This window comes from Streptomyces sp. A2-16 (genome assembly GCF_018128905.1).
Classification (GTDB): domain Bacteria; phylum Actinomycetota; class Actinomycetes; order Streptomycetales; family Streptomycetaceae; genus Streptomyces.
In genome coordinates, this window is record NZ_CP063808.1 from 768526 (window position 1) to 794878 (window position 26353).

20 protein-coding genes and 1 riboswitch are annotated in these 26353 nt (G+C 70.5%); of the genes, 13 read left to right on the forward strand and 7 right to left on the reverse strand.

What is annotated here, in order from left to right:
* Positions 1-13 precede the first annotated feature (13 nt).
* The 3 genes from nuoL to nuoN are packed head-to-tail and all read left to right on the forward strand — an operon-like array spanning position 14 to position 5150.
* Positions 14-1927 carry an NADH-quinone oxidoreductase subunit L gene (nuoL, locus tag IOD14_RS03670; protein WP_123991030.1) on the forward strand — a complete coding sequence of 638 codons (1914 nt, stop codon included), beginning with the start codon at positions 14-16 and terminating at the stop codon, positions 1925-1927.
* Between the two features lie 5 nt (positions 1928-1932).
* The gene (locus IOD14_RS03675; RefSeq protein WP_123991031.1) at positions 1933-3504 is read left to right on the forward strand and encodes an NADH-quinone oxidoreductase subunit M; all 1572 of its coding nucleotides are present in this window, start codon (positions 1933-1935) and stop codon (positions 3502-3504) included.
* On the forward strand, positions 3501-5150 hold the full coding sequence (gene nuoN / locus IOD14_RS03680; RefSeq protein WP_123991032.1) for an NADH-quinone oxidoreductase subunit NuoN: 1650 nt from the start codon (positions 3501-3503) through the stop codon (positions 5148-5150). The genes IOD14_RS03675 and nuoN overlap by 4 nt, the downstream gene beginning before the upstream one ends.
* A 102-nt stretch (positions 5151-5252) precedes the next feature.
* Here the strand turns inward: nuoN and IOD14_RS03685 are convergent, their stop codons facing one another.
* Complete coding sequence (locus tag IOD14_RS03685) at positions 5253-5738, reverse strand: hypothetical protein (protein WP_212669637.1); 486 nt, start codon at positions 5736-5738, stop codon at positions 5253-5255.
* A 273-nt stretch (positions 5739-6011) separates the two neighbouring features.
* Here IOD14_RS03685 and recQ point away from each other — a divergent pair, with 273 nt between their 5' ends.
* Entirely contained in the window at positions 6012-7991 is a 1980-nt protein-coding gene (gene recQ / locus IOD14_RS03690) for a DNA helicase RecQ (protein WP_249126242.1), read from the forward strand.
* Positions 7992-8245: 254 nt separating this feature from the next.
* Here the strand turns inward: recQ and IOD14_RS03695 are convergent, their stop codons facing one another.
* Both IOD14_RS03695 and fahA read right to left on the reverse strand, forming a co-directional pair.
* A complete protein-coding gene (locus IOD14_RS03695) occupies positions 8246-9187 on the reverse strand; it encodes a M56 family metallopeptidase (RefSeq protein WP_123991039.1) in 942 nt (313 codons plus the stop codon).
* A 155-nt stretch (positions 9188-9342) separates the two neighbouring features.
* Positions 9343-10578, reverse strand: a complete 1236-nt coding sequence (gene fahA / locus IOD14_RS03700) for a fumarylacetoacetase (protein ID WP_123991040.1) — start codon at positions 10576-10578, stop codon at positions 9343-9345.
* Positions 10579-10853: 275 nt separating this feature from the next.
* On the opposite strand from fahA, the gene IOD14_RS03705 reads away from it, so the two are divergent.
* Both IOD14_RS03705 and IOD14_RS03710 read left to right on the forward strand, forming a co-directional pair.
* Positions 10854-12092 carry an ATP-grasp domain-containing protein gene (locus IOD14_RS03705; protein ID WP_123992814.1) on the forward strand — a complete coding sequence of 413 codons (1239 nt, stop codon included), beginning with the start codon at positions 10854-10856 and terminating at the stop codon, positions 12090-12092.
* A gap of 100 nt (positions 12093-12192) precedes the next feature.
* The gene (locus IOD14_RS03710) at positions 12193-13395 is read left to right on the forward strand and encodes an FAD-dependent oxidoreductase (protein ID WP_212669638.1); all 1203 of its coding nucleotides are present in this window, start codon (positions 12193-12195) and stop codon (positions 13393-13395) included.
* Between the two features lie 2 nt (positions 13396-13397).
* On the opposite strand, the gene IOD14_RS03715 is transcribed toward IOD14_RS03710, so the two are convergent.
* Together IOD14_RS03715 and IOD14_RS03720 are read right to left on the reverse strand one after the other, a co-directional pair.
* Positions 13398-13760 (reverse strand): hypothetical protein, encoded by a 363-nt coding sequence (locus tag IOD14_RS03715; protein WP_212669639.1) that lies wholly within the window; start codon positions 13758-13760, stop codon positions 13398-13400.
* Positions 13761-13996: 236 nt separating this feature from the next.
* The gene (locus IOD14_RS03720; RefSeq protein WP_123991043.1) at positions 13997-15145 is read right to left on the reverse strand and encodes an arabinogalactan endo-1,4-beta-galactosidase; all 1149 of its coding nucleotides are present in this window, start codon (positions 15143-15145) and stop codon (positions 13997-13999) included.
* A gap of 392 nt (positions 15146-15537) precedes the next feature.
* Here IOD14_RS03720 and IOD14_RS03725 point away from each other — a divergent pair, with 392 nt between their 5' ends.
* The 5 genes from IOD14_RS03725 to IOD14_RS03745 all read left to right on the forward strand — a co-directional run bounded on the left by IOD14_RS03725 (position 15538) and on the right by IOD14_RS03745 (position 20870).
* Positions 15538-16875 (forward strand): sugar ABC transporter substrate-binding protein, encoded by a 1338-nt coding sequence (locus tag IOD14_RS03725; protein WP_123991044.1) that lies wholly within the window; start codon positions 15538-15540, stop codon positions 16873-16875.
* A complete protein-coding gene (locus IOD14_RS03730) occupies positions 16872-17867 on the forward strand; it encodes a sugar ABC transporter permease (protein WP_123991045.1) in 996 nt (331 codons plus the stop codon). The genes IOD14_RS03725 and IOD14_RS03730 overlap by 4 nt, the downstream gene beginning before the upstream one ends.
* Positions 17864-18733 carry a carbohydrate ABC transporter permease gene (locus IOD14_RS03735; RefSeq protein WP_123991046.1) on the forward strand — a complete coding sequence of 290 codons (870 nt, stop codon included), beginning with the start codon at positions 17864-17866 and terminating at the stop codon, positions 18731-18733. The genes IOD14_RS03730 and IOD14_RS03735 overlap by 4 nt, the downstream gene beginning before the upstream one ends.
* 31 nt (positions 18734-18764) lie before the next feature.
* A complete protein-coding gene (locus IOD14_RS03740; RefSeq protein ID WP_123991047.1) occupies positions 18765-19793 on the forward strand; it encodes a LacI family DNA-binding transcriptional regulator in 1029 nt (342 codons plus the stop codon).
* Between the two features lie 264 nt (positions 19794-20057).
* On the forward strand, positions 20058-20870 hold the full coding sequence (locus IOD14_RS03745) for an HAD family hydrolase (protein ID WP_123991048.1): 813 nt from the start codon (positions 20058-20060) through the stop codon (positions 20868-20870).
* 6 nt (positions 20871-20876) lie between these two features.
* On the opposite strand, the gene IOD14_RS03750 is transcribed toward IOD14_RS03745, so the two are convergent.
* Together IOD14_RS03750 and IOD14_RS03755 are read right to left on the reverse strand one after the other, a co-directional pair.
* Positions 20877-21359 carry a transglycosylase SLT domain-containing protein gene (locus IOD14_RS03750; protein ID WP_123991049.1) on the reverse strand — a complete coding sequence of 161 codons (483 nt, stop codon included), beginning with the start codon at positions 21357-21359 and terminating at the stop codon, positions 20877-20879.
* Positions 21360-21364: 5 nt separating this feature from the next.
* A riboswitch (cyclic di-AMP (ydaO/yuaA leader) is annotated at positions 21365-21537 on the reverse strand.
* 267 nt (positions 21538-21804) lie between these two features.
* Positions 21805-23799: a CocE/NonD family hydrolase gene (locus IOD14_RS03755; protein WP_212669640.1), complete on the reverse strand. Its 1995-nt coding sequence runs from the start codon at positions 23797-23799 to the stop codon at positions 21805-21807.
* Positions 23800-24089: 290 nt separating this feature from the next.
* Between IOD14_RS03755 and IOD14_RS03760 the strand changes: the two genes are divergently transcribed.
* Both IOD14_RS03760 and IOD14_RS03765 read left to right on the forward strand, forming a co-directional pair.
* Positions 24090-25100, forward strand: a complete 1011-nt coding sequence (locus IOD14_RS03760; protein WP_123991051.1) for a polyprenyl synthetase family protein — start codon at positions 24090-24092, stop codon at positions 25098-25100.
* Positions 25101-25210: 110 nt separating this feature from the next.
* Entirely contained in the window at positions 25211-26275 is a 1065-nt protein-coding gene (locus tag IOD14_RS03765; protein ID WP_212669641.1) for a CHRD domain-containing protein, read from the forward strand.
* Positions 26276-26353 lie beyond the last annotated feature (78 nt).

Below are 26353 nucleotides of genomic sequence, written 5' to 3' on the forward strand. Positions count from 1 at the left end.
GGGTCGCTGAATCGTGGAGAACCTGATCGCGCTGCTCATCGCGGCGCCTCTGCTCGGAGCGGCGGTCCTGCTGACCGGCGGCCGGCGGCTGGACGCCGTCGGCCACTGGATCGGCACGATCCTCGCCGCCGCTTCCTTCGTGTTCGGCGCCATCCTCTTCGCCGACCTGCTCGGCAAGAGCGCCGAGGACCGCACGCTCATCCAGCACCTGTGGACCTGGATCCCGGTCGAGGGCTTCCAGGCGGACGTCACCTTCCGTCTCGACCAGTTGTCGATGACGTTCGTGCTGTTGATCACCGGCGTCGGCTCACTGATCCACCTGTACTCGATCGGGTACATGGAGCACGACGAGCGGCGCCGCCGCTTCTTCGGCTATCTGAACCTGTTCCTCGCGGCGATGCTCCTGCTCGTCCTCGCCGACAACTACCTGCTGCTGTACGTCGGCTGGGAGGGCGTCGGTCTCGCCTCCTACCTGCTGATCGGCTTCTGGCAGCACAAGCCCAGCGCGGCGACCGCGGCGAAGAAGGCCTTCCTGGTCAACCGCGTCGGCGACATGGGCCTGTCGATCGCGATCATGCTGATGTTCACGACGTTCGGCACCTTCGCCTTCGGCCCGGTCCTCGGCAGCCACGAGAAGCCCGGACTCGTCGAGGGCGCCTCCGAGGCCACCCTCACCGGCATCGCCCTGATGCTGCTGCTCGCCGCCTGCGGCAAGTCCGCCCAGGTGCCGCTGCAGTCCTGGCTCGGGGACGCGATGGAGGGCCCGACCCCGGTCTCGGCCCTCATCCACGCCGCGACCATGGTGACCGCGGGCGTCTATCTGATCGTCCGCTCCGCCAACATCTTCAACCTCGCGCCCGACGCACAGCTGGTCGTCACCGTCGTCGGCGCGGTCACGCTCCTGTTCGGTGCGATCGTCGGTTGCGCGAAGGACGACATCAAGAAGGCCCTCGCGGGCTCGACCATGTCGCAGATCGGCTACATGGTCCTCGCCGCGGGCCTCGGCCCCATCGGCTACGTCTTCGCGATCATGCACCTGGTGACCCACGGCTTCTTCAAGGCCGGGCTCTTCCTCGGCGCCGGTTCGGTCATGCACGGCATGAACGACGAGGTCGACATGAGGAAGTACGGCGGCCTCAGGAAGTACATGCCGGTCACCTTCGTCACCTTCGGCCTCGGCTATCTCGCCATCATCGGCTTCCCGGGCCTGTCCGGCTTCTTCTCCAAGGACAAGATCATCGAGGCGGCCTTCGCCAAGGGCGGCACCGAGGGCTGGATCCTCGGCGCCTGCGCCCTGCTGGGCGCGGCCATCACCGCCTTCTACATGACGCGCGTGATGCTGATGACGTTCTTCGGCGAGAAGCGCTGGCAGCCGGACGCGGAAGGCCATGAGCCGCACCCGCACGAGTCCCCCAGGTCCATGACGATCCCCATGATCGTGCTGGCCTTCGGATCGGTCTTCGCGGGCGGACTGTTCAGCATCGGCGACCGCTTCCTGCACTGGCTGGAGCCCATCACCGGGCACAGCCACGGAGACGCGCCGATCAGCGCGGCCACGGTCACGGCGGCCACCGTCACCGTGATGGTCATCGGTGTCGCGATCGCCTGGCTCCAGTACGGCAGGCGCCCGGTCCCGGTCGTCGCCCCGCGCGGATCGCTGCTCACCCGGGCCGCCCGGCGCGACCTGCTCCAGGACGACTTCAACCACGTCGTCCTGGTCCGCGGCGGAGAGCACCTCACGCGGTCCCTGGTCTACGTCGACCACACCCTGGTCGACGGAGTCGTCAACGGCACGGCGGCCTCGGTCGGCGGCCTCTCCGGGCGGATGCGCAAGCTGCAGAACGGCTTCGCGCGGTCGTACGCGGTCTCGATGTTCGGCGGCGCGGCGATCCTCGTCGCCGCGACCCTGCTGATGAGGGCGGTCTGATACCGATGTCCTTTCCTCTCCTGACAGCGACGGCGGCGCTCCCGGCGATCGGGGCCATCGCCACGGCCGCCGTGCCGGCCGCGCGGCGCACCGCCGCCAAATGGCTGGCGCTGCTCGTCTCGCTCGCCACCCTCGCCCTCGCGATCACCGTCCTGGTCCGCTTCGACCCCGACGGCGACCGCTACCAGCTCACCGAATCGCACGCCTGGATCGCCGACTTCGGGGTCCGCTACGAACTGGGCGTGGACGGCATCGGGGTCGCGCTCCTCGCGCTGACCGCGCTGCTGATCCCGTTCATCATCCTGGCGGGCTGGCACGACGCCGACCCGCTGGAGACCGGAAGCAGGCGGTGGCGGCCGACGCAGGGCTTCTTCGCCCTGATCCTGGCCGTCGAGGCGATGGTGATCATCTCCTTCGAGGCCACCGACGTCTTCCTCTTCTACATCTTCTTCGAAGCCATGCTCATCCCGATGTACTTCCTCATCGGCGGCTTCGGGGACCGGGCCCACGCGGGCTCCGACGAGAACGCGGCGGCCCAACGCTCGTACGCCGCCGTGAAGTTCCTCCTCTACAACCTGGTCGGCGGTCTGATCATGCTGGCCGCGGTGATCGGCCTCTACGTGGTCGCCGGGAACTTCAGCCTCCAGGAGATCGCCGAAGCGCGGGCCAACGGCACGCTCGACATGGCGACCAACACCGAACGCTGGCTGTTCCTCGGGTTCTTCTTCGCCTTCGCGGTGAAGGCGCCCCTGTGGCCGCTGCACACCTGGCTGCCCAACGCGATGGGGGAGGCCACCGCCCCGGTCGCCGTCCTCATCACCGCGGTCGTCGACAAGGTCGGCACCTTCGCGATGCTCCGCTTCTGCCTCCAGCTGTTCCCGGAGGCCAGCAAGTGGGCCACGCCCGCCATCCTCGTCCTCGCCCTGATCAGCATCATCTACGGGGCGCTGCTCGCGGTCGGCCAGCGGGACATCAAGCGGCTGGTGGCGTACGCGTCGATCTCCCACTTCGGCTTCATCATCATGGGCATCTTCGCGATGACCAGCCAGGGCCAGTCCGGCGCGACGCTCTACATGATCAACCACGGCATCTCGACGGCCGCGCTGATGCTGGTGGCCGGCTTCCTGATCTCCCGGCGCGGCTCGCGGCTCATCGCCGACTACGGCGGAGTGCAGAAGGTCGCCCCGGTGCTCGCCGGCACCTTCCTGATCGGCAGCCTCGCGACCCTGTCCCTGCCGGGGCTGGCGCCGTTCGTCAGCGAGTTCCTGGTCCTGGTCGGCACGTTCGCGCGCTACCCGGTGATCGGCATCATCGCCACCTTCGGCATCGTGCTCGCCGCGCTCTACACCCTCGTCCTCTACCAGCGGACGATGACGGGCCCGGTGAAGCCGGAGGTCTCCGCGATGCCCGACCTGCGGATGCGTGAGCTCGTGGTCGTCGCCCCGCTGGTCGTTCTGCTGATCTTCCTGGGCGTCTACCCGAAGCCCGTCACGGACATCGTGAACCCGGCGGTGAAGTCGACCATGTCCGACGTACACAAGAAGGACCCCAAGCCCGAGGTGGAGGCGGCCAAGTGAGCGCAGTAGCCGTCCACAGCCTGTGGACAACCGCGGCCGACCCGATTTCGAAGATCGACGCGCCGAAGATCGAATACGGGCAGTTGTCGCCCACCCTGATCGTCGTGGGCGCGGCGATCATCGGAGTGCTGGTCGAGGCCTTCGTCCCGCGCAAGTCCCGTTACTACGCCCAGCTGTTCGTCTCCGTCGTGGCCCTGTGCGCGGCCTTCGCGGCGGTCGTCGCACTGGCCGCCGACGGATACGCGACCACCAAGGCGGGCATCGCCGCCATGGGCGCGATCGCCGTCGACGGACCGGCCCTGTTCCTGCAGGGCACCATCCTGCTGGCGGGCCTGGTCGGCCTGTTCACCTTCGCCGAGCGGCGGCTCGACCCGGAGACCCACGGCAACCGCGTCGACTCGTTCGCCGCACAGGCCGCCTCCGTGCCGGGCAGCGACAGCGAGAAGGCGGCCGTGAAGGCTGGGTTCACCACCACCGAGGTGTTCCCGCTGCTGCTCTTCGCCGTCGCCGGCATGCTGATCTTCCCGGCCGCCAACGACCTGCTGACGCTGTTCGTGGCCCTGGAGGTCTTCTCCCTGCCGCTGTACCTGCTGTGCGCTCTGGCCCGCCGCAAGCGGTTCATGTCGCAGGAGGCCGCGGTCAAGTACTTCCTGCTCGGCGCGTTCGCCTCCGCGTTCACCCTGTTCGGCATCGCGCTGCTGTACGGCTACGCGGGCTCGGTGTCCTACGGCACCATCGCCCAGGTCGTCGACGGCACCATCACCACCGTGGACCCGGCGCTCGCCGACACCATGGGCAACGACGCGCTGCTGCTGATCGGCGCGGCGATGATCGTCATGGGCCTGCTGTTCAAGGTCGGCGCCGTGCCGTTCCACATGTGGACGCCCGACGTCTACCAGGGCGCGCCGACCCCGGTCACCGGCTTCATGGCGGCGGCGACCAAGGTGGCCGCCTTCGGTGCGCTGCTCAGGATCCTCTACGTCGTGCTGCCGGGCCTGCGCTGGGACTGGCGGCCGGTCATGTGGGCCGTCGCGATCGTCACCATGCTCGGCGGTGCGATCGTCGCGATCACCCAGACCGACATCAAGCGGCTGCTGGCGTACTCGTCGATCGCGCACGCCGGGTTCATCCTCGCGGGTGTCATCGCGACCACTCCGGACGGGGTGTCGTCGGTCCTGTTCTACCTGGCCGCGTACTCGTTCGTGACGATCGGTGCCTTCGCGGTGGTCACCCTGGTCCGGGACGCCGGGGGCGAGGCGACGCACCTGTCCAAGTGGGCGGGTCTGGGACGCCGTTCGCCGCTGGTGGCCGCCGTGTTCGCGGTGTTCCTGCTGGCCTTCGCCGGTATCCCGCTGACCTCCGGGTTCGCCGGGAAGTTCGCCGTGTTCAAGGCGGCGGCTGAGGGCGGGGCGGCACCGCTCGTCGTGGTCGGTGTGATCTCGTCGGCCATCGCGGCGTTCTTCTACATCCGCGTGATCGTGCTGATGTTCTTCAGCGAGCCGCGCCCGGAGGGCCCGACGGTCGCCGTGCCGTCGCCGTTGACGATGACGGCGATCGCGGTCGGCGTGGCGGTCACGCTGGTCCTGGGTGTGGCGCCGCAGTACTTCCTGGACCTGGCGAACCAGGCGGGTGTCTTCGTGCGCTGACCCGTGGTGCGCTGACCAGTGCTGCGTGACCCGTTTCATTCGGTGGGCCCCGGTTTCCCTGTGAGGAAGCCGGGGCCCACCGTCTGCGTCAGGGGGCCGGGCTCACGGGCACGTCACGTCGGGGTGCGTGGGACTGAAGAGACCGTCGGGGTTCGGCTTGTAGAGCCAGGCGCGCAGGGTGTAGCTGGAGCCGGGTCCGGGCACGTTCTCCGGCCCCTGGAAGGTCTGGCCGAACAGCGTCGGCCTGGTGACCCCCGACTCGGCCTTCACGATCCACTCGGCGGCGACGAGCCGCAGCCCGTTCCGGCCGTTCTCGTAGAGGAGCGCCGCGGGCTTGTCGGGATCGGTCTCCCCGACGTTCTCCTCGTTGACGTAGCGGTAGCCGATGCCGGGCACGCACGCCCCGGGAGCGAAGCTGTCGTCGACCGCGTACGGCTCGTAGCCGTAGGTGCCCGTGGCCCCGTACGTGTCGGCGAGTTCCGTCCAGACGAACGGGTCGGGGTCGGCCGCGTGCGCGGGGGCGGCGGTCAGTGAGAGGGCCGCTGCCGCCGCGAGGGCGAGCAGTGCCTTCAGAGGCCGAGAAGCCATGGTGGTTCTCCTTGGGGCGGGAGCGGCGCACACAGGGCACGCGCCGTCCGTCGAGAGGGGGCGGGCGGGCCTCCCGAGCCCGCCCCAGCAGCATCTCCCCGCCTCGAACGAGTGCGCCATGTGACGTCGGCCGATCGATGGATCACACAACGTCACCGGCCCGGCCTGTGGATAACTCAGGCACTGTCGGTCCCGGCCCCTATCGTGGGGGCAGTGGTCGAGGGACGACGTACGGGGGACGGGACGATGCGCGGGATGGGCGGTATCAGCGAGATGCCAGGGATCACCGGGACACCGGACGCGAGCGACAGCGAGGCACTGGCCACGCTGCACCGGGTCTTCGGATACGACGCCTTCCGCGGTGAGCAGGAAGAGATCATCGAGCATGTGGTGGCCGGCGGGGACGCCGTCGTCCTCATGCCGACCGGCGGCGGCAAGTCGCTCTGCTACCAGATTCCGTCCTTGGTCAGACCAGGCACGGGCATCGTCGTCTCCCCCCTCATCGCACTGATGCAGGACCAGGTGGACGCGCTCAGGGCGCTCGGTGTGCGCGCCGGCTTCATGAACTCCACGCAGGACTTCGACGAGCGCCGTGTGGTGGAGGCCGAGTTCCTGGCCGGGGAGCTCGACCTGCTCTACCTCGCGCCTGAGCGGCTGCGCCTCGACGCCACCCAGGACCTCCTCTCCCGCGGCAAGATCGCCGTCTTCGCCATCGACGAGGCGCACTGCGTCTCCCAGTGGGGCCACGACTTCCGCCCCGACTACCTGACGCTGTCGGTGCTCGGCGAGCGCTGGCCGGACGTCCCGCGGATCGCGCTCACCGCGACGGCCACGCGCGCCACCCATGAGGAGATCACCCAGCGGCTGAACATGCCGACGGCCCGGCACTTCGTGGCGAGCTTCGACAGGCCCAACATCCAGTACCGGATCGTCCCCAAGGCCGACCCCAAGAAGCAGCTGCTCGCCTTCCTGCGCGAGGAGCACGCGGGCGACGCGGGCATCGTCTACTGCCTCTCCCGCAAGTCGGTGGAGGCCACGGCCGAGTTCCTCTCCCGCAACGGCATCGAGGCGGTCCCGTACCACGCGGGCCTGGACGCGGGCACCCGCGCCGCCCACCAGTCCCGCTTCCTGCGCGAGGACGGCCTGGTCGTGGTGGCGACCATCGCCTTCGGCATGGGCATCGACAAGCCGGACGTCCGTTTCGTGGCCCACCTCGACCTGCCCAAGTCGGTCGAGGGCTACTACCAGGAGACGGGCCGCGCGGGACGGGACGGCCTCGCGTCCACGGCCTGGATGGCCTACGGCCTGAACGACGTCATTCAGCAGCGCAAGATGATCCAGTCCAGCGAGGGCGACGAGGCGTTCCGGCGCCGGGCCGCCGCCCACCTGGAGTCCATGCTCGCGCTGTGCGAGACCGCGCAGTGCAGGCGCGGACAGCTCCTGAACTACTTCGGCCAGGAACCGGAGCCGACGGGCTGCGGCAACTGCGACACCTGCCTCACCCCGCCCGAGACCTGGGACGGCACGGTCGCGGCCCAGAAGGTGCTGTCCACGATCGTGCGGTTGCAGCGGGAGCGCGGGCAGAAGTTCGGGGCGGTGCAGATCGTCGACATCCTGCTCGGCAAGCGCACCGGCAAGGTCATCCAGTTCGACCACGACCAGCTGTCCGTGTTCGGCATCGGCGAGGAGCTCTCCGAGGGCGAATGGCGAGGTGTCGTACGGCAGCTGCTGGCCCAGGGGCTGCTCGCGGTCGAGGGGGACTACGGCACGCTCGTGCTGACCGAGGCGAGCGGGGCGGTGCTGCGGCGGGAGCGGGAGGTGCCGCTGCGCAAGGAGCCCAAGAAGCCCGCGACCGCCAAGTCGGGCTCCTCGTCCTCGTCCGGCCGGGGCAGGGCCAGGGCCGCGGTGGCCGAGCTGCCCGAGGCACTGGTGCCGGCGTTCGAGGCACTGCGGGCCTGGCGCGCCGAGCAGGCCCGTGAGCAGGGCGTCCCGGCCTACGTCATCTTCCACGACGCCACGCTCAGGGAGATCGTCACGGTGTGGCCCACGTCCGTGACGCAGCTCGGCTCCATCGGCGGGGTCGGAGAGAAGAAGCTCGCGACCTACGGGGAGGGCGTGGTCGGGGTGCTCGCCGAACTGTCCGGCGGCGGCGCGGTGGCGAAGACACCGGACCGGGCCGGCGACGAGGATCCCGGCGCCGACCACTGGCCCGAGATGGACGCGGAGCCGGAGCCCGAGGACGACTGGATGTAGCCGCCGCAGGGCTCCGGCTGCCGGCGCCGCGCTCCGTGCGGATCACGGTGCCGAGCGCGGCCTTCCGCCGTCCCTGACCGCAGCTGCCGTACGGCCCGTCACAAGGCCCGTCCGGCATACGCCCTGACGTCAGCGTCCGCGTCCGAGTCCGTCGTCGCCGGGACCAGGGCGCGCACGGGAGTCGACGGAGTCTGACCTGCGGTTTCTTGCCTGTGGGGGAGATGTGCCACCTGGCGGCCGAGAACCGACCTGTCCTACGCCAGCGCCGACAACCCCGGCCCGAAAACGATCAGCAACGGCAGCAACGGCACCAGCGCAGCCGTCGCGGACGTCAGCGCCCGCTGCCTGCGCAGCAACCGCGGCGGCGGCTCCAGCAACCGGTCCACCCGCTCACCCAGCAACCGATGACTGGACGCGCACGACAGCACCCCGCGGTGCTGGTTCAGCTCGATCAGCGCCAGCGCCGTCGTCAGGTGTCCGCACCGCCGCGAGGCCGTGTCGTCCGCCGCCAGCTCCACCAGCCGGTGCGTCTGGTCGCAGAAGTGGGCGAACAGCGGCACCCGCGGAAACCCCGTGGCCAGCGCGGTCGACAGATGCAGCAGCCAGTCGTGGCGGGCCCGCGCGTGCCCGCGCTCATGGGTGAGGACCGCGTCCAGCTGGTGATCGGTCAGCCGGTGCAGCGCGCCGGTCGTCACGATCAGCTGCGGCGGATTCCCCGGCATCCACCAGGCGTCCGGGTACTCGTCCTCCAGCACCAGCAGCGGACCGCGGGTCGCCGCGCCGAGCCCGGCCGGCAGATCGGGCGCGCGCTCCCGCAGATGTTCACGGGCCAGGCCGCGGCGCCGCCGGGCCTCGACCAGTTCGCGGGCCAGCATGGCCGTGGTCCAGGCGGCACCGGCCGCCAGCAGGAGGGTCGTCGCGACCGCCCAGACCGGCGCGGCCGAGAGGTCGTACGCCGCGGTCACGGCCGGCGGCGCCGGGGCGAACACATGGTCGCGGACCGTGTGGAAGACCGCCGCCGCCCCGAGCACCATCGCCGTCAGACAGCACAGCAGCACGGTCGCGACCAGGCACTGCCACACCCACAGCCCGACCACCGGTTCCCGTTCGGGCCACGCGGCCCGGGTGAGCGCGCGCGGCACCGGCACGGCGGCCGCAACGGCGACGGTGCTCAGCAGGAGCAGGCAGAGAGTCATGCCACGGGCTCCGCATCCTGATCGGAGACAGGGGAGGGTGGGGCTGTGCGGTGAAGTGCTGCGGGGCGGCCGGCACGTCGTCCCACGTGTGCCGCCCGCCGCCAGTATGCCGTGACACGGCGCCCCGCGGCAGGACTCGGACGGCTCCGAACGCCTCACACGTCCCGGGACACCACCCGTCCCACGACATCCCCCAGGCCCACCCGGGCCCCGTCCGGACCGGGAGCCCACGCCGACAGCGTCACCACGTCCCCGTCCTCGAGGAACGTCCGCTTGCCGTCCGGGAGTTCCAGCGCGTCCCGCCCGTTCCAGGTCAGCTCCAGGAGCGACCCCCGCTCGCCCTCCGAGGGCCCGCTCACGGTCCCGGAGCCGTACAGGTCGCCGGTGCGCAGCGAGGCACCGTTCACCGTCATGTGCGCCAACTGCTGGGCCGCCGTCCAGTACATGGTGGAGAAGGGCGGCTCGGACACCGTGTGACCGTTGATGGCGACCGAGATCCGCAGGTCGTAGCCGCCCGGCTCGACATCGGCAGCGGTGTCGTCCAGGTACGGCAGCAGCGCGTGGGTCCGCTCCGGCGGGGCCACCCGCGCGTCCTCCAGCGCGTCCAGCGGGGTGATCCACGCCGACACCGACGTGGCGAAGGACTTGCCGAGGAAGGGGCCGAGGGGGACGTACTCCCAGGCCTGGATGTCCCGCGCCGACCAGTCGTTGAGCAGGCACAGTCCGAAGACGTGCTCCCGGAAGTCGCCGAGCCCGACCGGCCGGCCCAGCTGCGACGGCGTCCCGACCACGAAGCCGACCTCCGCCTCGATGTCGAGTCGCACGGACGGCCCGAAGACGGGAGCCTCGTCGGTGGGGGCCTTCCGCTGCCCCGACGGCCGTACGACATCCGTCCCCGAGACCACCACCGTGCCCGAGCGGCCGTGATAACCGATCGGCAGGTGCTTCCAGTTGGGGGTCAGGGAGTCCGCGGCGTCGGGGCGGAAGATCCGGCCGACGTTGCGCGCGTGGTTCTCGGAGGCGTAGAAGTCGACGTAGTCCGCGACCTCGAAGGGCAGATGGAGGTCGACCGACGACAGCGGGTGGAAGAAGCCCGCGATCGCCTCCTGGTGCGCCGGCACCGTCACCCACCCGGTCAGCGCGCGCCGCACGTCCGACCAGGCCGTGCGGCCGGCGGCGAGGAGCGGCCCCAAGGAGGGCCGGGCGAGCAGGGACACGTACGGGGAACCGAGGGCGGCGGCGGCCGCACCCGCGTCGAGGACATGGTCGCCGAGCCGGACGCCGACGGTCCGGTCGGTGGAGCCCGCGGGCGAGAAGACGCCGTAGGGAAGGTTGTGCGGGCCGAAGGGGTCGCCCTCGGGCACGTCGAAGGGGACATCGAAGGGGGGCATGGGGTGCTGCCTCACTCTCGCGCGTGCCGTGCCGACCTGCTGGTCGCGGCACACGTTGCGGTCCGGGTGGTCGCGCCACACGTTACGGCCGAGGCGCCGGTCGTGGGAGTGTCTAAAGAGCTAGCAATGTGCCTAAAGAGTTAGCAATGTCCCGTTAAGAGACGGTCGGAGGCTTCCATTCCGGCTTAGCGTCCTTTGCGAGACACGGACGGGATGGGTGGGGTCGCGTCCGTTGGGGGACGCGTGGGGGGACCGTGGCCAGAAACGCGAGCAGTGTGCCGTTCGAGGCCGACCGCGAGGTCCCGGCCCTGATCGTCAAGTTCGGCGACTACCCGCTGCACCACGGCGGAGTCGGCGCGATCCGCAGCCTGGGCCGCCTCGGCGTGCCCATGTACGCCATCACGGAGGACCGCTGCACGCCCGCCGCTGCCTCCCGGTACCTCACCCGCGCGTTCGTCTGGCCGACGACCGGCACCGAGGACCCGGGCCGGCTGGTCGAGGGACTGATTCGGATCGGGCGCCGCATCGGCCGCCCCGCCGTCCTCGTACCGACCGACGAGGAGGCGGCGGTCCTGATCGCCGAGCACCAGAGCGACCTCTTCGGCCGGTTCCTCTTCCCGCGCGTGGAGCCCGCCCTCACCCGTCGGCTGGCCAGCAAACAGGGCCTGCACGAACTGTGCGTGGAACACGGGATCGCGAGCCCCGAGGCCGCCTTCCCGCAGTCGTACGACGACGTCGTGGCCTTCGCCGAGAAGGCCCGCTTCCCGGTGGTGGCCAAGAACCGCGAGGCGTTCGTGCGGCGCCGACGGCCCGCGGTGAACGGCACCACGCGCATCGCCACCCGTGAAGGGCTGCTCGCCCTCGCCCGTGACTGGGGCGAGCGGCCCGGGGTGATCCTCCAGGAGTACCTGCCCCGAGAGGAGGCCGAGGACTGGATCGTGCACGCATACTTCGACGCCAACTCCAGCCCGCTGGCCCTGTTCACCGGCGTCAAGGTGCGCTCCTGGCCGCCGCACGCGGGCATGACGGCCAACGCGTACGTCGTCGACAACCCCGAACTCGCGGATCTCGCCGCGCGTTTCATCAAACAGATCGGCTACACCGGCATCATCGACCTCGACCTGCGCTTCGACCGGCGCGACGGCCAGTACAAACTGCTCGACTTCAACCCACGCATGGGCGCCCAGTTCCGGCTCTTCGAGAGCGAGTCGGGGGTGGACGTCGTCCGCGCCCTGCACCTGGACCTCACAGGGCGGGCTGTTCCGGAGGGGGAACAGCGGGCCGGCCGCCGCTATGTCGTGGAGAACATCGACCTGCCCGCCCTGCTCGCCTACCGCCGCAGCGGCTATACGACCCCGCACGCGCCGGCGCGGCCCAGTGGGACCGAGCTGGCCTGGCTCGCGGGTGACGACCCGCTGCCGTTCCTCACCATGCTCGGCCGCTTCGTACGGCCCGGCGCGAAGCATCTCTACCAACTGTGGCGTACCAGCCGCCGCGGCAACGCGACCGGCTGACCAGCGGCACACGGCCGGAAGAACCGCACGGGGGGACCACGGCCGGAAGAACAGCGGCACCACCACGAAGTGACGAAGTGACGTCCTGGGGAGGGACTTCGTGATCCATCCGGTAGCAGTCATCGGCGCCGGGCCCTTCGGCCTGTCGACCGCGGCCCATCTGCGGGCGCGCGGCATACCCGTACGCGTCTTCGGCGACCCCATGGTCAGCTGGCGCGACCACATGCCCGCGGGCATGCTCCTCAAGTCGACCCCGGCCGCCTCCAACCTCGACGCGCCCCAGCGCGGGCACACCCTCGTCGACTACTGCGACGCGGCCGGAATCCCGCGGCTGGTGACGGACGAGGACATCGTCCCCGTGGAGACGTTCATCGCCTACGGCAGGTGGTTCCAGCAGAAGCTGGTGCCCGAGCTGGAACAGGTGCGGGTCGTGTCCGTGGACCGCAGCGAACAGGGAGGCTTCCAACTCAAGCTGGACTCGGGGGAGTCGTTCACCACGCGCGCGGTCGTCGTCGCCACCGGCCTGTCGGGGCTCTCCCACCTGCCCCCGGAACTGGCCGCCGCCGCACCCGACGGACCCGCCCCCACCGCCCCGGTCTCCCACAGCTCCCAGCACCACGACCTCACCCGCTACTCCGGCAGGGAACTGATCGTCGTCGGCGCCGGCCAGTCCGCGCTGGAGACGGCCGCCCTCGCGGCGGAGGCGGGCGCCCGCGTCAGGGTGGTCGCCCGCGGACGCGGCAGCGTGGACTTCGGAGCGCCGCCGTGGAAGCAGCCGAGGCTGCGCCCCGAGTCGCCCTTCGGACGGGCCTGGTCGCTGTGGGCCCTGACCTACTACCCGCACCCCTACCGCAGGCTCCCGGCCGGCGTCCGCCATTACCTGGTCCGACGGGTTCTCGGCCCGCTCGGCGCCTGGTGGCTGCGCGACCGCTTCGAGGGCAAGGTGCAGGTCACCGAGGTGGACCGGATCGTCACCGCGGACGTGTCCGACGGTCACCCGGTCCTGGAAGTGCTCGGCCACACCGGCCGCAGGGACCGTCTGGCGGCCGACCACGTCATCGCGGCCACCGGCTACCGCGTCGACCTCGCCGCGATGGACTTCCTCGGGCACGAACTGCGCACCGCCCTCGCGGTCAGCCGGGGCACGCCCAGGCTCGGCGCCGGATACGTCTCCTCCGTGCCGGGTCTGTACTTCACCGGTCTGCCGGCGGCGGCCTCCTACGGCCCGGTGATGCGGTTCGTGTGCGGCACGGAGTTCGCCTCACCGAGGCTGGCCCGGCACCTGGCGGCGGCGCACGGCTAGCCTCACGAGCCGCAGAGGTCCTTCAGCCTGCCGGCCGCCGCGTCGATCCTGCTCGCGTCCGGGGAGGTGTCCCCGTCGAGGACGGCCTTGTCGTAGTCCTCGACGGCCTGGTCGAGGTCCTTGACGGCCTTCTCGACCTCGTGGTCCGAGTCGCCGGACGTCCGGTCCCCGATGGTGTCGAGGTTCTTCTCGACCGTGTCGAGGGAGTCGCCCTCGTGGAGGGCCTTCAGGCTGTCGGCGATGGCGTCGGCGTTCGACGCGCAGTGCAGGGAGTCGTCCACGCCGTCGGGGTCGCAGCCGGTGGCGAGGACGGCGGTGAGGACGACGGCGGTCAGGGCGGTGGCGGCGGTGAGGCTACGGCGCATGGCTGTGGCCAACCCTTTCTCGGGGCGGGATTCGACGCCGTCCACGATTCCGCCGCCCGCCCACGGCCACGAGGGAGCCGGCCCGCCTATGCGGGTGTAGCCCACTGCACCCCCACGCCCCTGCGGTCTCGTATCTCCGCAGCTCCGTATCTCCGCAGCTCCGCAGCTCCGTATCTCCGTATCTCCGCAGCTCCGCAGCTCCGCAGCTCCGCACCCCCGCGGTCCCGCCGCCCGTCCTACGACCGATAGCGCCCCAGCGTCCGCAGCCCCGGCAACGCCCTGTCCTCGAAGTCGAACAGCGCCAGGTTCTCCCACGCGTTGCCCGAGGACGGGTCCGTGGAGTCCCAGCCGCTGCCCGCGCGGTAGGTCCACAGGCCCTCCCAGTAGCAGTAGCCGAGACCCTGCCCGCCCGGCACCCCGGCGGCGAGGTCGGCCACCGCGCGCAGCCACGCGGCCTGGCCCTCGGGGGTGGCGGGGAAGCCGTCGGTCAGCTGGGACGGGCTGTTCATGATGTCGTTGACGCCGTCCTCACTCTCCAGCGTGAACGGGTACGCCGTCTCGGCGATCACGCACGGCTTGCCGTAACGCGCGGTGATGTCGGCCATGTTGGCGGCCGCGTCCGCGACCGGGCCGTGCCAGAACGGGTAGTACGAGAGCCCGATGATGTCGAAGTCGACGCCGTACGACACCACGTTGTCGAACCACCAGCGGTACAGCCCGTTGTCGCCGCCGTTCGCCAGGTGCAGGATCGTGCGGACGCGCGGGGTGGTGTCGCGGGCCGCGCTCAGACCTGCCTTGAGGAAGGCGGTCATGTTGTCGAAGTGCTCCCAGTTGCCCTCCGGCCAGATCAGGCCGCCGTTCAGCTCGTTGCCGATCTGCACCAGCTGAGCCGGGGTTCCCTGCCTGCGCAGGGCGCCCAGCACATCCGCCGTGTGGTCGTACACGGCCCTGGTCAGCCCCGCCACGTCCAGGCCCGCCCAGGCGGCCGGCTTGGTCTGGTGGGCCGGGTCGGCCCAGTTGTCGGAGTAGTGGAAGTCGATCCAGATGCCGACGCCGGCCCGCTTGAGGCGGCGGGCCAGCGGCAGGATGTGCGCCTTGTCGTTGTAGCCGTCCGCGGGGTTCACCCAGACCTTGAGGCGGGCGTGGGTGACGCCGGCCCGGGCCATGAGGCGGATCGGGTCCTGACGGTGGCCGTCGGCGGTGCGGTACACGGCGCCGTGGTCCTCGTTCTTCGGCAGCGAGGAGATGTCGATGCCGCGGATCCGCAGGCGGCCACCGCCGGCGGAGCCGGAGGCAACCGGAGCGGCCACGGCCTGGGTGGCCCCCAGCACGGGAACGGCCAGCGCGGCGGCTCCGGCAGCGGTGAGAACACTGCGTCTGCGCATGTCAAAGGGTCCTTTCGCGGACGGTCACACGGATACCCGCTCCGCGGTGACCTCAGCCCCCGGGGTCGGGCCGGGAAAGGGCCGGGAAGCGGTCCGGGCGGAGGCCGGGGGCACGGGGCGAGGGGAGCCGCTGAACCGCCTGACGATCCAGAAAACCCTCATTTTCTGTGATCGTGCACAGCTCCCCTCACCCCTGTCATCGGCGGGCAACAAGTAGATAACCGCACCGTCCCGCCATTGACAAGGGGCCGAAACAATTCTCTACTGTGCACGATCACAGAGCCGCGCGGCCCTCGCGCACAGCCTCTCGGTCACGTCCGCAGAACCTCCCCCCACGGCGGTTGCCGCGAACGCGCGACGTCTCGAGACCGGCTGGTTCCAAGTCAGGGGAGATGAAGATGTCGATCAACCGCCGCCAGATCAGCAGGCGCAGCATCCTTGCCGGGGCCGCAGCCCTCGGCCTCACCAGCACCCTCGCCGCCTGCGGCGGTTCCGACGACAAGGACTCCGGCGAGAGCAGCGGGCCCGTCAAGCTGACCTACTGGTCGTGGGCTCCGAACATGGAGAAGGTCGCCGCGATCTGGAACAAGAAGAACCCGGACATCACGGTGACCGTGTCCAAGCAGGCCAGCGGCGGCGAGATCGTCTCCAAGCTGATCACCGCGAAGAAGGCCGGCAACGCCCCCGACCTCATCCAGGTCGAGTACCAGTCCCTGCCGACCCTGGTCTCCAACGACGTCCTGGCCGACATCACCAAGTACGCGGACAGCACCAAGTCCCAGTTCGCCGAGGGCCTGTGGGGCATGGTCACCCTCGGCACGGACGCGCTCTACGCGATCCCGCAGGATGCCGGACCGCTGATGTTCTACTACCGCGAGGACCTCTTCAAGAAGCACGGCCTGACCGTCCCGAAGACCTGGACGGAGTTCGCCGAGACCGCCCGCGCCGCCAAGAAGGCCGTGCCGGACGCCTACTTGACCACCTTCTCCGCCAACGACCCCGGTCTGTTCGCGGGCCTCTCCCAGCAGGCCGGCGGCAAGTGGTGGACCGTCGACTCGGCCGGCAAGTGGACCGTCGGCATCGACGACGCGGCCACCCAGCAGGTCGCCGAGTTCTGGGGCGGGCTCGTGCAGGAGGGCGTCATCGACAACCAGCCGATGTACACCCCGGCCTGGAACAACGCCCTCAACAAGGGCACCCACCTGGCCTGGGTCTCCGCCGTCTGGGCGCCCGGTGTGCTGGTCTCCTCCGCCCCCGACACCAAGGGCAAGTGGCGCATGGCCCCGCTGCCGCAGTGGAAGTCCGGCGAGAACGTCACCGGCAGCTGGGGCGGTTCCTCCACCGGTGTCTCCACCGACTCCAAGCACGCCGAGGCCGCCGCCAAGTTCGCCACCTGGCTGAACACCGACCCGGAGGCGCTGGCCGCCCTGGTCAAGGAGGTCGCGATCTACCCGGCGGCCACGAAGGGCCAGTCCGGCGACGTCCTGACCACGCCCGAGTTCTTCCCCAACCAGGCGGACTTCTACACGACCGCCGGGGAGATCGCCGCGACCACCGCCGCCGCGGCCTGGGGCCCCAACGTCAACACGGCCTACACCACCTTCCAGGACGCCTTCGGCAAGGCCAGCAAGGCGAAGAAGGAGGCCCAGTTCGACTCCGCCCTCGCCACCATGCAGTCGAAGACCTTCGGCGACATGAAGAAGCAGGGCTTCGAGGTGACCGAGGCATGACCAGCGCTCCGCTCAAGGGCGCCGACCTCACCGAGGCCGGCCCCTTGGCGGACGGCACCGGCACCGCCCAGTCCGTCCGCCCCAGCCGCCCCCGCCGCCGTGGCCGCAGCGCACCGTACTGGTTCCTGGTGCCCACCCTCACCCTCTTCGCCGCCTTCACCGTGGTGCCCATCGGGTACGCGATCTGGCTGAGCCTGCACAGGGTTCAGGTGAAGGGCATCGGCCTCGGCAAGGGCGCCCGCTCACAGGTCTGGAACGGGATCGGCAACTACACCGACGTCCTCAAGGACTCGGAGTTCGGGCACAGCGTCCTGCGCGCCTTCGGCTACGGCCTCATCGTCATCCCGACCATGCTGGGCCTCGCGCTGCTGTTCGCGCTGATGCTGGACACCCCGAAGGCCCGCAGCGCGCCCTTCGCCCGGCTGATGATCTTCCTGCCCTACGCGGTGCCGGGCATCATCGCCGCCCTCATGTGGGGCTTCCTCTACCTGCCGGACGTCAGCCCCTTCTACTACCTGCTCGACAAGTTCGGCCTCCCGCAGCCCGACCTGTTCGACGGCGGCAACCTCTACCTCTCCTTCGCGAACATCGCGGTCTGGGGCGGCACCGGCTTCAACATGATCGTCATCTACACCGCGCTCAGGGCCATCCCGCCGGACATCTACGAGGCGGCCAGGATCGACGGCGCGTCCGACCTGAAGATCGCCCTGCGGATCAAGATCCCGATCGTGATGCCGTCCCTGGTGCTCACCTTCTTCTTCTCGGTGATCGCCACCCTCCAGGTCTTCACCGAGCCGATGGCCCTCAAGCCGCTCACCAACGGCCTGCCCAGCTCGTGGAGCCCGCTCATGGCCATCTACGACAAGGCCTTCCTGCAGTCCGACATCTACGGCGCCTCCGCCACCGCGGTCGTCCTGGCCCTGGCCACGTTCGTCCTCTCCTTCACCCTGCTGCGCATCTCCGACCGCTACACCCGGGAGGACCGGGCATGACCCCCCTCACCCTCACCGCCGACACCACCGCGAAAGCGCGCCGCACCGCCTGGGTGCCCACGATCGTGCTCGTCCTCGGCGCGCTGTACTGCCTGATCCCCATCGCCTGGGTGGTCGTCGCGGCGACCAAGGACCGGTCGGAGCTCTTCTCCACCTTCACCCTCGCCCCCGGCACCGGCTTCCTCCAGAACCTGAGCGACCTGACCGCCTACCGGGACGGCATCTTCTGGCGGTGGATGGCCAACTCCGCCTTCTACGCCGGTCTCGGCGCCCTGCTCTCCGCAGCGGTCTCCGCCGCGGGCGGCTACGCGCTCGGCCGGTTCGCCTTCCGCGGCCGTGAGGCCGTCTTCAAGATGATCCTGGCCGGCGTCCTGGTGCCGTCCATCGTGCTGGCCGTACCGCAGTACCTGCTGCTGTCGAAGCTCGGCATGGCCGACTCCTACTGGTCGATGCTGCTGCCGTCGATCCTGTCGCCCTACGGCGTCTACCTGGTCCGCATCTACGCGGCCGCGGCCGTCCCCGCCGAGCTGCTGGAGGCGGCCCGCATGGACGGCGCGAGCGAGTGGAGGATCTTCTCGCGGATCGCCGTACCCATGATGATGCCGGGCCTGATCACGGTGTTCCTCTTCCAGTTCGTCGGCATCTGGAACAACTTCCTGCTGCCCTTCGTCATGCTGGCCGACGACGAGAAGTTCCCGATCACCCTCGGCCTCTACACCCTGCTCGCCCAGGGCGCCTCCCAGCCGGCCCTGTACACCCTGGTCATCACCGGATGCCTGCTCGCGATCCTCCCGCTGATCGCGCTCTTCCTCGTGATCCAGCGGTTCTGGTCCCTGGACCTGCTGAGCGGCTCGGTCAAGGCCTGAGGCCCCGGATCCACCTTCACGAACGAGGAACATGACCACCAGCGCGAACGGACGCCGCAAGCCACCGACCATCCACGACGTGGCCCGGGAGGCGGGCGTCTCGCGGGGCACCGTCTCCCGCTTCCTGAACGGCGGCCACTACGTCTCGCCCTCCGCCGGGCGAGCGGTCGAGGCCGCCATCAGGAAGACCGGGTACGTGGTCAACCGGCATGCCCGGAGCCTCAGTACGGGCCGGTCGGACTCGGTGGCGTTCCTGCTGACGGAACCGCAGGAGAAGTTCTTCGAGGACCCCAACTTCAACATCCTGCTGCGCGGTTGCACCGAGCGGCTCGCCCAGCACGACATCCCGCTGCTGCTCATGCTCGCCGAGAGCGACGACGACCGGCGCCGTCTGACCCGGTACATCACCTCGGGGCACGTCGACGGGGTACTGCTGCTCTCCAACCACAGCGGTGACCCGGTCGCGGCCGAACTCCACGACGCCGGGATCCCGTTGGTGGTGTGCGGCAAGCCGATCGGGCGCGGGACCAAGGTGAGCTACGTGGCCGCGGCCGACCGGGAGGGCGCCCAGGACATGGTGCGCCATCTCCTCGCGGGCGGCCGCCGCCGCGTCGGCATGGTCACCGGGCCGCTGGACATGCCGGGTGGCCCCGACCGCCTCGCCGGCTACCGGGACGTGCTCGCGGAGGCGGGGCTGCCCTACGACCCGGCACTCGTCGTCGAGGGCGACTTCCGGCGCAGCGGCGGTGAACGGGCGGCCCGCCGACTGCTGGCCCAGGCCCCGGACATGGACGCGGTGTTCGTCGCCTCGGACCTCATGGCGCTGGGGGTGGTGGGGGTCCTGCAGCAGGCCGGGCGCTCGGTCCCGGACGACATCGCCGTCGGCGGCTTCGACGACTCCCCGGCGGCGACCGCCATCGCCCCCGCCCTGACCACCATGCGCCAGCCCTTCGACCGCATCAGCGCCGAGATGGTCCGCATGCTGCTGGCCCAGATCGCCGGCGAGGACACGGCCGGGGTGATCCTTCCGACGGAACTGGTGGTGCGGGACTCGGCGTAGCGCTCCGCGGACTGGACGGTTCGACGGCCGGGCGGCACAGGGCAGGCGGGGGCGCGAACGGTCACCGTGTCACGGGGCACGCCGGCACAGTCCGTCCCGCACTTCCCGGCCGTACCCGGCTCGCCGCGTCAACCGGGCGGAACCGTAGGGGACATGCCCGCACCGCCGCGCCCCCGGAACCGGAACTGCCGTCAACGGATGTGAAAGCAGCAGCCGTCCGGTTCGCGTCGAGTCGGAGGGGCCAACCATCCGTATTCTCTGATCATGGCCGCCTCCACCGCATATTCACTCATCGCCACCGACCTGGACGGCACGCTGCTCCGTGCCGACGACACCCTCTCCGACCGGTCGCTGGCCGCGCTCGCGAGGGTGGCGGCGAGTGGGGCCCGGCATCTCGTGGTGACAGGGCGGCCGGCACCCAGAGTGCGGCCGCTCCTCGACGACCTCGGCAGCACGGGGCTCGCGGTGTGCGGACAGGGCGCGCAGGTGTACGACGCCGGCGCGGACCGTCTGCTCTGGTCGGTGACCCTGGACCGGGAGCTGGCCGAGACCGCGCTCGGCAAGATCGAGGCCGAGGTGGGGCAGGTGTACGCGGCCGTCGACCAGGACGGTGTGGACGGGCTCACCCTGATCGAACCGGGCTATCTGATGCCCCATCCGACGCTGCCCGCGGTGCGGGTCAACCGGCGCGACGACCTGTGGTGCGAGCCGATCAGCAAGGTCCTGCTGCGCCATCCCTACCTGTCGGACGACGAGTTGGCGGTCACGGCCCGCTCGGTGGTGGGTTTGTTGACGACGGTCACCATGTCGGGGCCCGGGACCGTCGAACTCCAGCCATGCGGCATCACCAAGGCGACGGGCCTCGCGCTGGCCGCCGAACACCTGGGCCTGGGACCCGAGGTGACGATCGCCTTCGGGGACATGCCCAACGACATCCCCATGTTCGACTGGGCGGCCCACGGCGTGGCGATGGCCAACGCCCATCCCGAACTCAAGGCCGTGGCCGACGAGGTGACCCTGTCGAACGAGGACGACGGCGTCGCCGTCGTCCTCGAAAGACTGTTTCCGCAGGGCTGATACGGCCTAGTACGCGCCCCACACGTTGTCGATGGACCCGTACCGCTGGGCCGCGTAGTTGCAGGCCGCGGTGATGTTGGCGACCGGGTCGTACGGGTCCCACGAGGTGTTCGCCACGTGGTACGCGTTGAAGGTCGGGTCGATCACCTGGAGCAGACCCTTGGAGGGCGTGCCGGCGGCCGCGTTGGAGTCCCAGAGGTTGATGGCCCAGGGGTTGCCGGAGGACTCGCGGATGACGTTGCGGTAGATACCGTCGTAGGAGCCGGGAATCCCGTGCTCCGCCATGACGGCGAGGGAGGCCCGGATCCAGCCGTCGAGGGTGTTGGGGTAGCCGAGCGTGGTTGCGGTCTGCACGGTCGGGGTGGCCGCGGACGCGCTGGTCGCGCCGATGAGGGGGAGCGCGAGGACGGCGACTCCGGTGCCGGCGACGGCGAGCTTGCGGACGAGACGGTTCCTGCGGGGAGCGCGGTGCTGAGCGGCAGCGGGCATGGCGAAGTTCCTCTCCGTCGCCTGCGAGGTGAGCTGTCGGGTTCGGGCGGGAGCTGCCCGGCCACGCCCACGAAAGACGCGACTTCACCCCAAGCCGTGCCGGTATGTCCGAAGACGCCCGGTACGGCGACCTACCTGGTTCCCCCGCTCCTGCCCTGGATCTCGGTGGGTGTACGGGCGGTGGCAGGATTCGGCGTCCGCCCGACAGGCCGGGAACGTATGCGAGAGCACATGTCCGGAACAAGTGGTGAATTCACATGCCGCGCCTATTGACCTTGGTCGGTGGCATTTGGGGCACTTGATCCTTTGCGGCCGCAAGCCTCAACTGGCACGCAAGGGAAGGCGGATTGAATGGTTCCGGATATCCGTCGACCCGTCAGCCCGAGTGAGTCAAGTCACGCCCGTGCGCAAGACGTGCAAAACGGGCAAGGGGCTCAACTCATAGTCAACCGGCAGTCCGTGGGATCCGCTTCTCCCACGTCCGGTGGAAGACCACCTCGCCGCCCTCGGTGCAGACCACCTCGTTCGCGGTGCGGAAATCCGTCCCGTCACAGGTGATCTCCGAGCGGGAGCGGACGGTGGTGTCCCACGCGAGCTCCGGCCGGTGCAGCCGGATCGACCGGTCCGAGCGGGTGCGGGCGGACAGGGGATCGTTCTCGTCGACGGTGTACGTCTCCAGCGCTTCCTCGGTGCACTCCAGACCGTCGGGGTACACGCGCGTGCCGCCGCCGCGGGGGTCGACCTCCAGGCGCCACTCGCCCTTGGCCACGTCACGGACGACCAGGCGCTCCGGGCGGGGCTCGTCCAGCGTGGCCGGGAGGCCGGCCCCCAGCGGCGCGGACTGCTCCGGCTCCTCGAACACGATGTCCGAGGACGCCTCACGCGCGCGTACCGGCAGTTCGAGGAAGCTGCCCGCCGGGTCCAACATGAACCCCGCCTGCGACCCGGGCTGCGGCCAGATCCACGGCCAGTACGCGGAGGAGACGGCCAGCCGGATGCGGTGGCCCGGCGGGAAGGCGTGCCCGATGCCGTTCAGCGCGAGCGTCACCTCCTGCGTGGCCCCCGGCTCCCAGGGCACCACCCGGTCCTGGCCATGGCGTGCGGAGAGGTTCAGCGCGCCCCGGGTCACGAGGGTCGACGACCCGTCGGGGGCCACGTCGCACAGCCGCGCGACGACCTGCCCGCGCGACACCTCCGAGGTCACCCTGAGCCGCACCCTGGGTTGCCCCAGCACCCATGTCTCCTCGCCCACCGCGAACTCGAAGCAGGCCGAGCGGGCGTCCTCCTCCCGCTGGTCCGGCGGCAGGTCCGCGTCGTTCCCGAACGGGAGGAACCGGCCGGCGTCCACGCCCGTGTGCTGCGGGGAGCGGACCAGGACGGGGGCGCCCTGAAGGCCGTACGACACCGTCGTCACGTTCGGGGAAGGCCAGGCCGGTTCGCCGACCCAGCGGCCCGGCAGGGTGGCGTGGACCGTCGCCGGGGAGTGGGAGTCCACGACGTAGGAGCGCAGGAGCGGTTCTCGCATGACGCCGGTGTCGACGCCCTTGAGGTGCTGGTCCCACCAGCGCAGGGTCTCCTGGAGGAAGCCGATCGCCGGGCCGGGCGGCCGGCCGCGGTCCGGGTACTGGTGGGACCAGGGGCCGACGATTCCCCGAACGCGGTCGGCCGGCAGGTGCTCGACGAGCCGGAGGACCGTGTCACGGTACGGGTCGTGCCAGCCGCCCACCGCGAGGACGGCCGCGCCGATCGTGCCGAGGCCCTCGCGGACGCTGCCCCGCCGCCAGTAGTCGTCGCGGGTCTGGTGGTCGAGCCAGGTGTGGAGGAACGGGTCGACCTGTTCCAGGCGCTCGAGCCACAGGTCCCGCCACGCCTCGCCCGCGTACAGCGGATCCGGCGGGCGGCAGACGAGGGCGAGCATCGTCGCCGCCCACGCGTGCATGTCCACCGCGAGGACGGAACCTCCCAGGTAGTGCACGTCGTTGTCATAGCGGTCGTCGGTGGAGCACACCGTGACGACCGCCTTGAGCGGCTCGGGTGCGAGGGCCGCGATCCGCAGGGAGGTGAAGCCGCCCCAGGAGATGCCGAACATGCCGACCCGGCCGTCGCACCAGGGCTGCGCGGCCAGCCAGTTGACGACCTCGACCCCGTCGGCGAGTTCGGTCGCCGAGTACGCATCGCCCGGGACGCCCTCGCTGTTGCCGTGCCCGCGCACGTCCACGCGGACGGAGGCGTAGCCGTGGCCCGCGTACCAGGGGTGGCGCTGCCGGTCGCGGGGCGCGGTCCGGTCGGTGAGGCGATACGGCTGGTACTCGAGGATCGCGGGTACCCGTTCGGGGGTGAGGGGCCGCCACACGCGTGCGTACAGGCGCGTCCCGTCGGCGAGCGGGACACGGATGTCCTCGTGGGCCGTCTCGTAGGGGAAGGACGTACGGATGCGCATCGGTGGGGTCCCGTCGGTCTCAGTGCACCGGGAGCACGGCGCGGTGCGGCCGGGGCCCGATCTCGGCGCCGGTTCGGGACACGCGCGACTACTTCCCTACAAGTCGATGGATATCCGTTCTTTTCAGGTGATCAAAAACATACCGGTCGTGATCCGATACCGCCTGGCATGGACGGGGCGGGCGCTATCGGTGATCCAAAGGTGACCGGATACGCTGACTTGAGTGATGGCAGCGACCTATCGACATTCCGTGTGACCGCCAGAAGACACCAGCAGACAGGAGACCCCTCGTGACCGTCGTCGGGCCGTTCGGGCTGAGCGTGCGGGACCAGGCTCTGGAAGCCGATGTCCAGGCCGGATTGGCGGCTGTCGAGGAGGGATTGCTCGAGGCCACCAAGAGCGAGGTTCCCTTCATCACGGAGGCCGCCCAGCATCTGGTGCGGGCGGGCGGGAAGCGGTTCCGGCCGTTGCTCGTGATGCTCGCCGCCCAGTTCGGTGACCGCTACGCCCCGGGCGTGGTGCCGTCGGCCGTGGTGGTGGAGCTGACCCACCTCGCGACGCTGTACCACGACGACGTCATGGACGAGGCCGAGGTCAGGCGGGGTGTCGACAGCGCCAACACCCGCTGGGGCAACTCGGTGGCCGTGCTGACGGGCGACTTCCTGTTCGCCCGCGCCTCGCACATCCTGGCCGACCTCGGGCCCGAGGCGGTCCGGGTGCAGTCGGAGGCGTTCGAGCGCCTGGTCACCGGCCAGATCCTGGAGACGGCGGGGCCGCAGGACGGCCGTGATCCGGTCGAGCACTACCTCGACGTGCTCGGCGGCAAGACCGGCTCGCTGGTCGCGGTCTCGTGCCGCTTCGGGGCGATGATGTCGGGCGCCGACGAGACGGTCGTGGACGTCCTGACCCAGTACGGCGAGCGTCTCGGCGTGGCCTTCCAGCTCGCGGACGACGTCCTGGACATCGCCTCCGACTCCCACGAGTCCGGCAAGACGCCGGGCACGGACCTGCGCGAGGGCATTCCCACGATGCCGGTGCTGCGGCTGCGGGAGCGGGCCGCCCGGCTCGGTCTCGCCGAGGACATCGCCCTGTGCGAGCTGCTCGACTCCGACCTCACGGACGACGCACGGCACGCGGAGGCGCTGGCCGCCCTGCGCGGACACCCCGCGCTGGAGCAGGCCCGCCGGGACACCGTGCGCTACGCGCAGGACGCGCGCGCGGCGCTCGCCCCGCTGCGGGAGTGCGACGCGAAGGCGGCGCTGATGGAACTGTGCGACGCGGTGGTCCACCGCGCGGGATAGTGATGTACGTCACTACGTTGGACTAAATCCAACCTGAGATCTCCTCCGAATTGCATGCACAGAAGCCGACGCAGGGGGCGTCGGCCGCAATACGGGGAGAAAACAGGATCATGGGCATCAACACGACGTTCTCGGCACGCCGTAAGAGCCTCGTCGTCACCGCGGTCGCGGTGGCCGCCGCCGGCGGGATCGCCGCCGCGGTGATACCCGCCTTCGCCACCGGAGCCACCCGCGCCGACCACGCGGGTCACTCCGGGCGCGCCGGTCACTCCGGCCACGAGGGTCCCTCCGGCCACGCGGGGAGCGGGCAGGAGATCGTGAGCCGCGACGCGGCCGCTGCCGCGACGAGCGGCAAAGGCGGCACACTGCTCGCCGCGAGCCTGCGCGGGGCCAACGAGGTACCCGTCGCGGGCGGCCCCGCCGTCGGCGACAAGGACGGCGCCGCACTGGAGTTCATCAAGGTCAAGGGCGACAAGGTGTCCGTCGCCGTGAAGTGGGCCGGGGTCGCCAGGCCCACCGCCCTCCACATCCACCAGGGCGCGCGGGGCGTCAACGGCGGCATCAAGGTCGACTTCACCGGCCTGCTGAAGAACAGCCGCAACCACACCGTCACCGGCACCGTGAAGGTCGAGGACAAGGCCCTGCTCGGACGGCTCAAGGCCGACCCGAACTCCTTCTACGCCAACCTGCACACCGCTCAGTTCCCGGGCGGAGCCGTCCGCGGCCAGCTCCACAAGGTCACCGTCGCCGCCTTCGACTTCCGCGCCGCGCTCCACAACTTCCAGGCGTCCGTGGTCAAGGGCAAGCAGATCTACCAGTGCAAGCCGGCCGAGGGCGGCGGGTACGCCTTCGCCCAGCGGGACGTCAGCGCCGTGCTCGGCGGCCGCATCGCGCACTCCTTCGTCCGGCCCGGCTCCGGTACCCCGCAGTGGATCGCGCCCGACCGCAGCGCGGTCACCGGCACCCTCGTCTCCAAGACGCCCAACGGGGACCGGAACATCCCCGAGCTCGACCTCAGGGCCACGCAGTCCGGCCGCCACCACGGCCTGCTCGCCGGCACCGCGGAGATCCTGCGGCTGAACACCGTCGGCGGCATCGCCCCGGCAGGCTCCTGCCGGCCGGGCACGATCGTCGGCGTCCCCTACCAGGCCGACTACGTGTTCCTGCGCGGCTGACCGTCCCGAAAGCCGGCGCCCCCTACGGGTCGTAGGGGGCGCCGGCATGTCGTGTCATACCCCAGGTGTACACGGAGT

Excerpts from the sequence above, each read along its gene's own strand:
- IOD14_RS03675 (WP_123991031.1), top strand. The coding sequence starts at position 1,933 with ATGTCCTTTCCTCTCCTGACAGCGACGGCGGCGCTCCCGGCGATCGGG.
- IOD14_RS03685 (WP_212669637.1), bottom strand. The coding sequence starts at position 5,738 with ATGGCTTCTCGGCCTCTGAAGGCACTGCTCGCCCTCGCGGCGGCAGCG.
- recQ (WP_249126242.1), top strand. The coding sequence starts at position 6,012 with ATGCCAGGGATCACCGGGACACCGGACGCGAGCGACAGCGAGGCACTG.
- IOD14_RS03695 (WP_123991039.1), bottom strand. The coding sequence starts at position 9,187 with ATGACTCTCTGCCTGCTCCTGCTGAGCACCGTCGCCGTTGCGGCCGCC.
- fahA (WP_123991040.1), bottom strand. The coding sequence starts at position 10,578 with ATGCCCCCCTTCGATGTCCCCTTCGACGTGCCCGAGGGCGACCCCTTC.
- IOD14_RS03715 (WP_212669639.1), bottom strand. The coding sequence starts at position 13,760 with ATGCGCCGTAGCCTCACCGCCGCCACCGCCCTGACCGCCGTCGTCCTC.
- IOD14_RS03720 (WP_123991043.1), bottom strand. The coding sequence starts at position 15,145 with ATGCGCAGACGCAGTGTTCTCACCGCTGCCGGAGCCGCCGCGCTGGCC.
- IOD14_RS03725 (WP_123991044.1), top strand. The coding sequence starts at position 15,538 with ATGAAGATGTCGATCAACCGCCGCCAGATCAGCAGGCGCAGCATCCTT.
- IOD14_RS03730 (WP_123991045.1), top strand. The coding sequence starts at position 16,872 with ATGACCAGCGCTCCGCTCAAGGGCGCCGACCTCACCGAGGCCGGCCCC.
- IOD14_RS03735 (WP_123991046.1), top strand. The coding sequence starts at position 17,864 with ATGACCCCCCTCACCCTCACCGCCGACACCACCGCGAAAGCGCGCCGC.
- IOD14_RS03740 (WP_123991047.1), top strand. The coding sequence starts at position 18,765 with ATGACCACCAGCGCGAACGGACGCCGCAAGCCACCGACCATCCACGAC.
- IOD14_RS03745 (WP_123991048.1), top strand. The coding sequence starts at position 20,058 with ATGGCCGCCTCCACCGCATATTCACTCATCGCCACCGACCTGGACGGC.
- IOD14_RS03750 (WP_123991049.1), bottom strand. The coding sequence starts at position 21,359 with ATGCCCGCTGCCGCTCAGCACCGCGCTCCCCGCAGGAACCGTCTCGTC.
- IOD14_RS03755 (WP_212669640.1), bottom strand. The coding sequence starts at position 23,799 with ATGCGCATCCGTACGTCCTTCCCCTACGAGACGGCCCACGAGGACATC.
- IOD14_RS03765 (WP_212669641.1), top strand. The coding sequence starts at position 25,211 with ATGGGCATCAACACGACGTTCTCGGCACGCCGTAAGAGCCTCGTCGTC.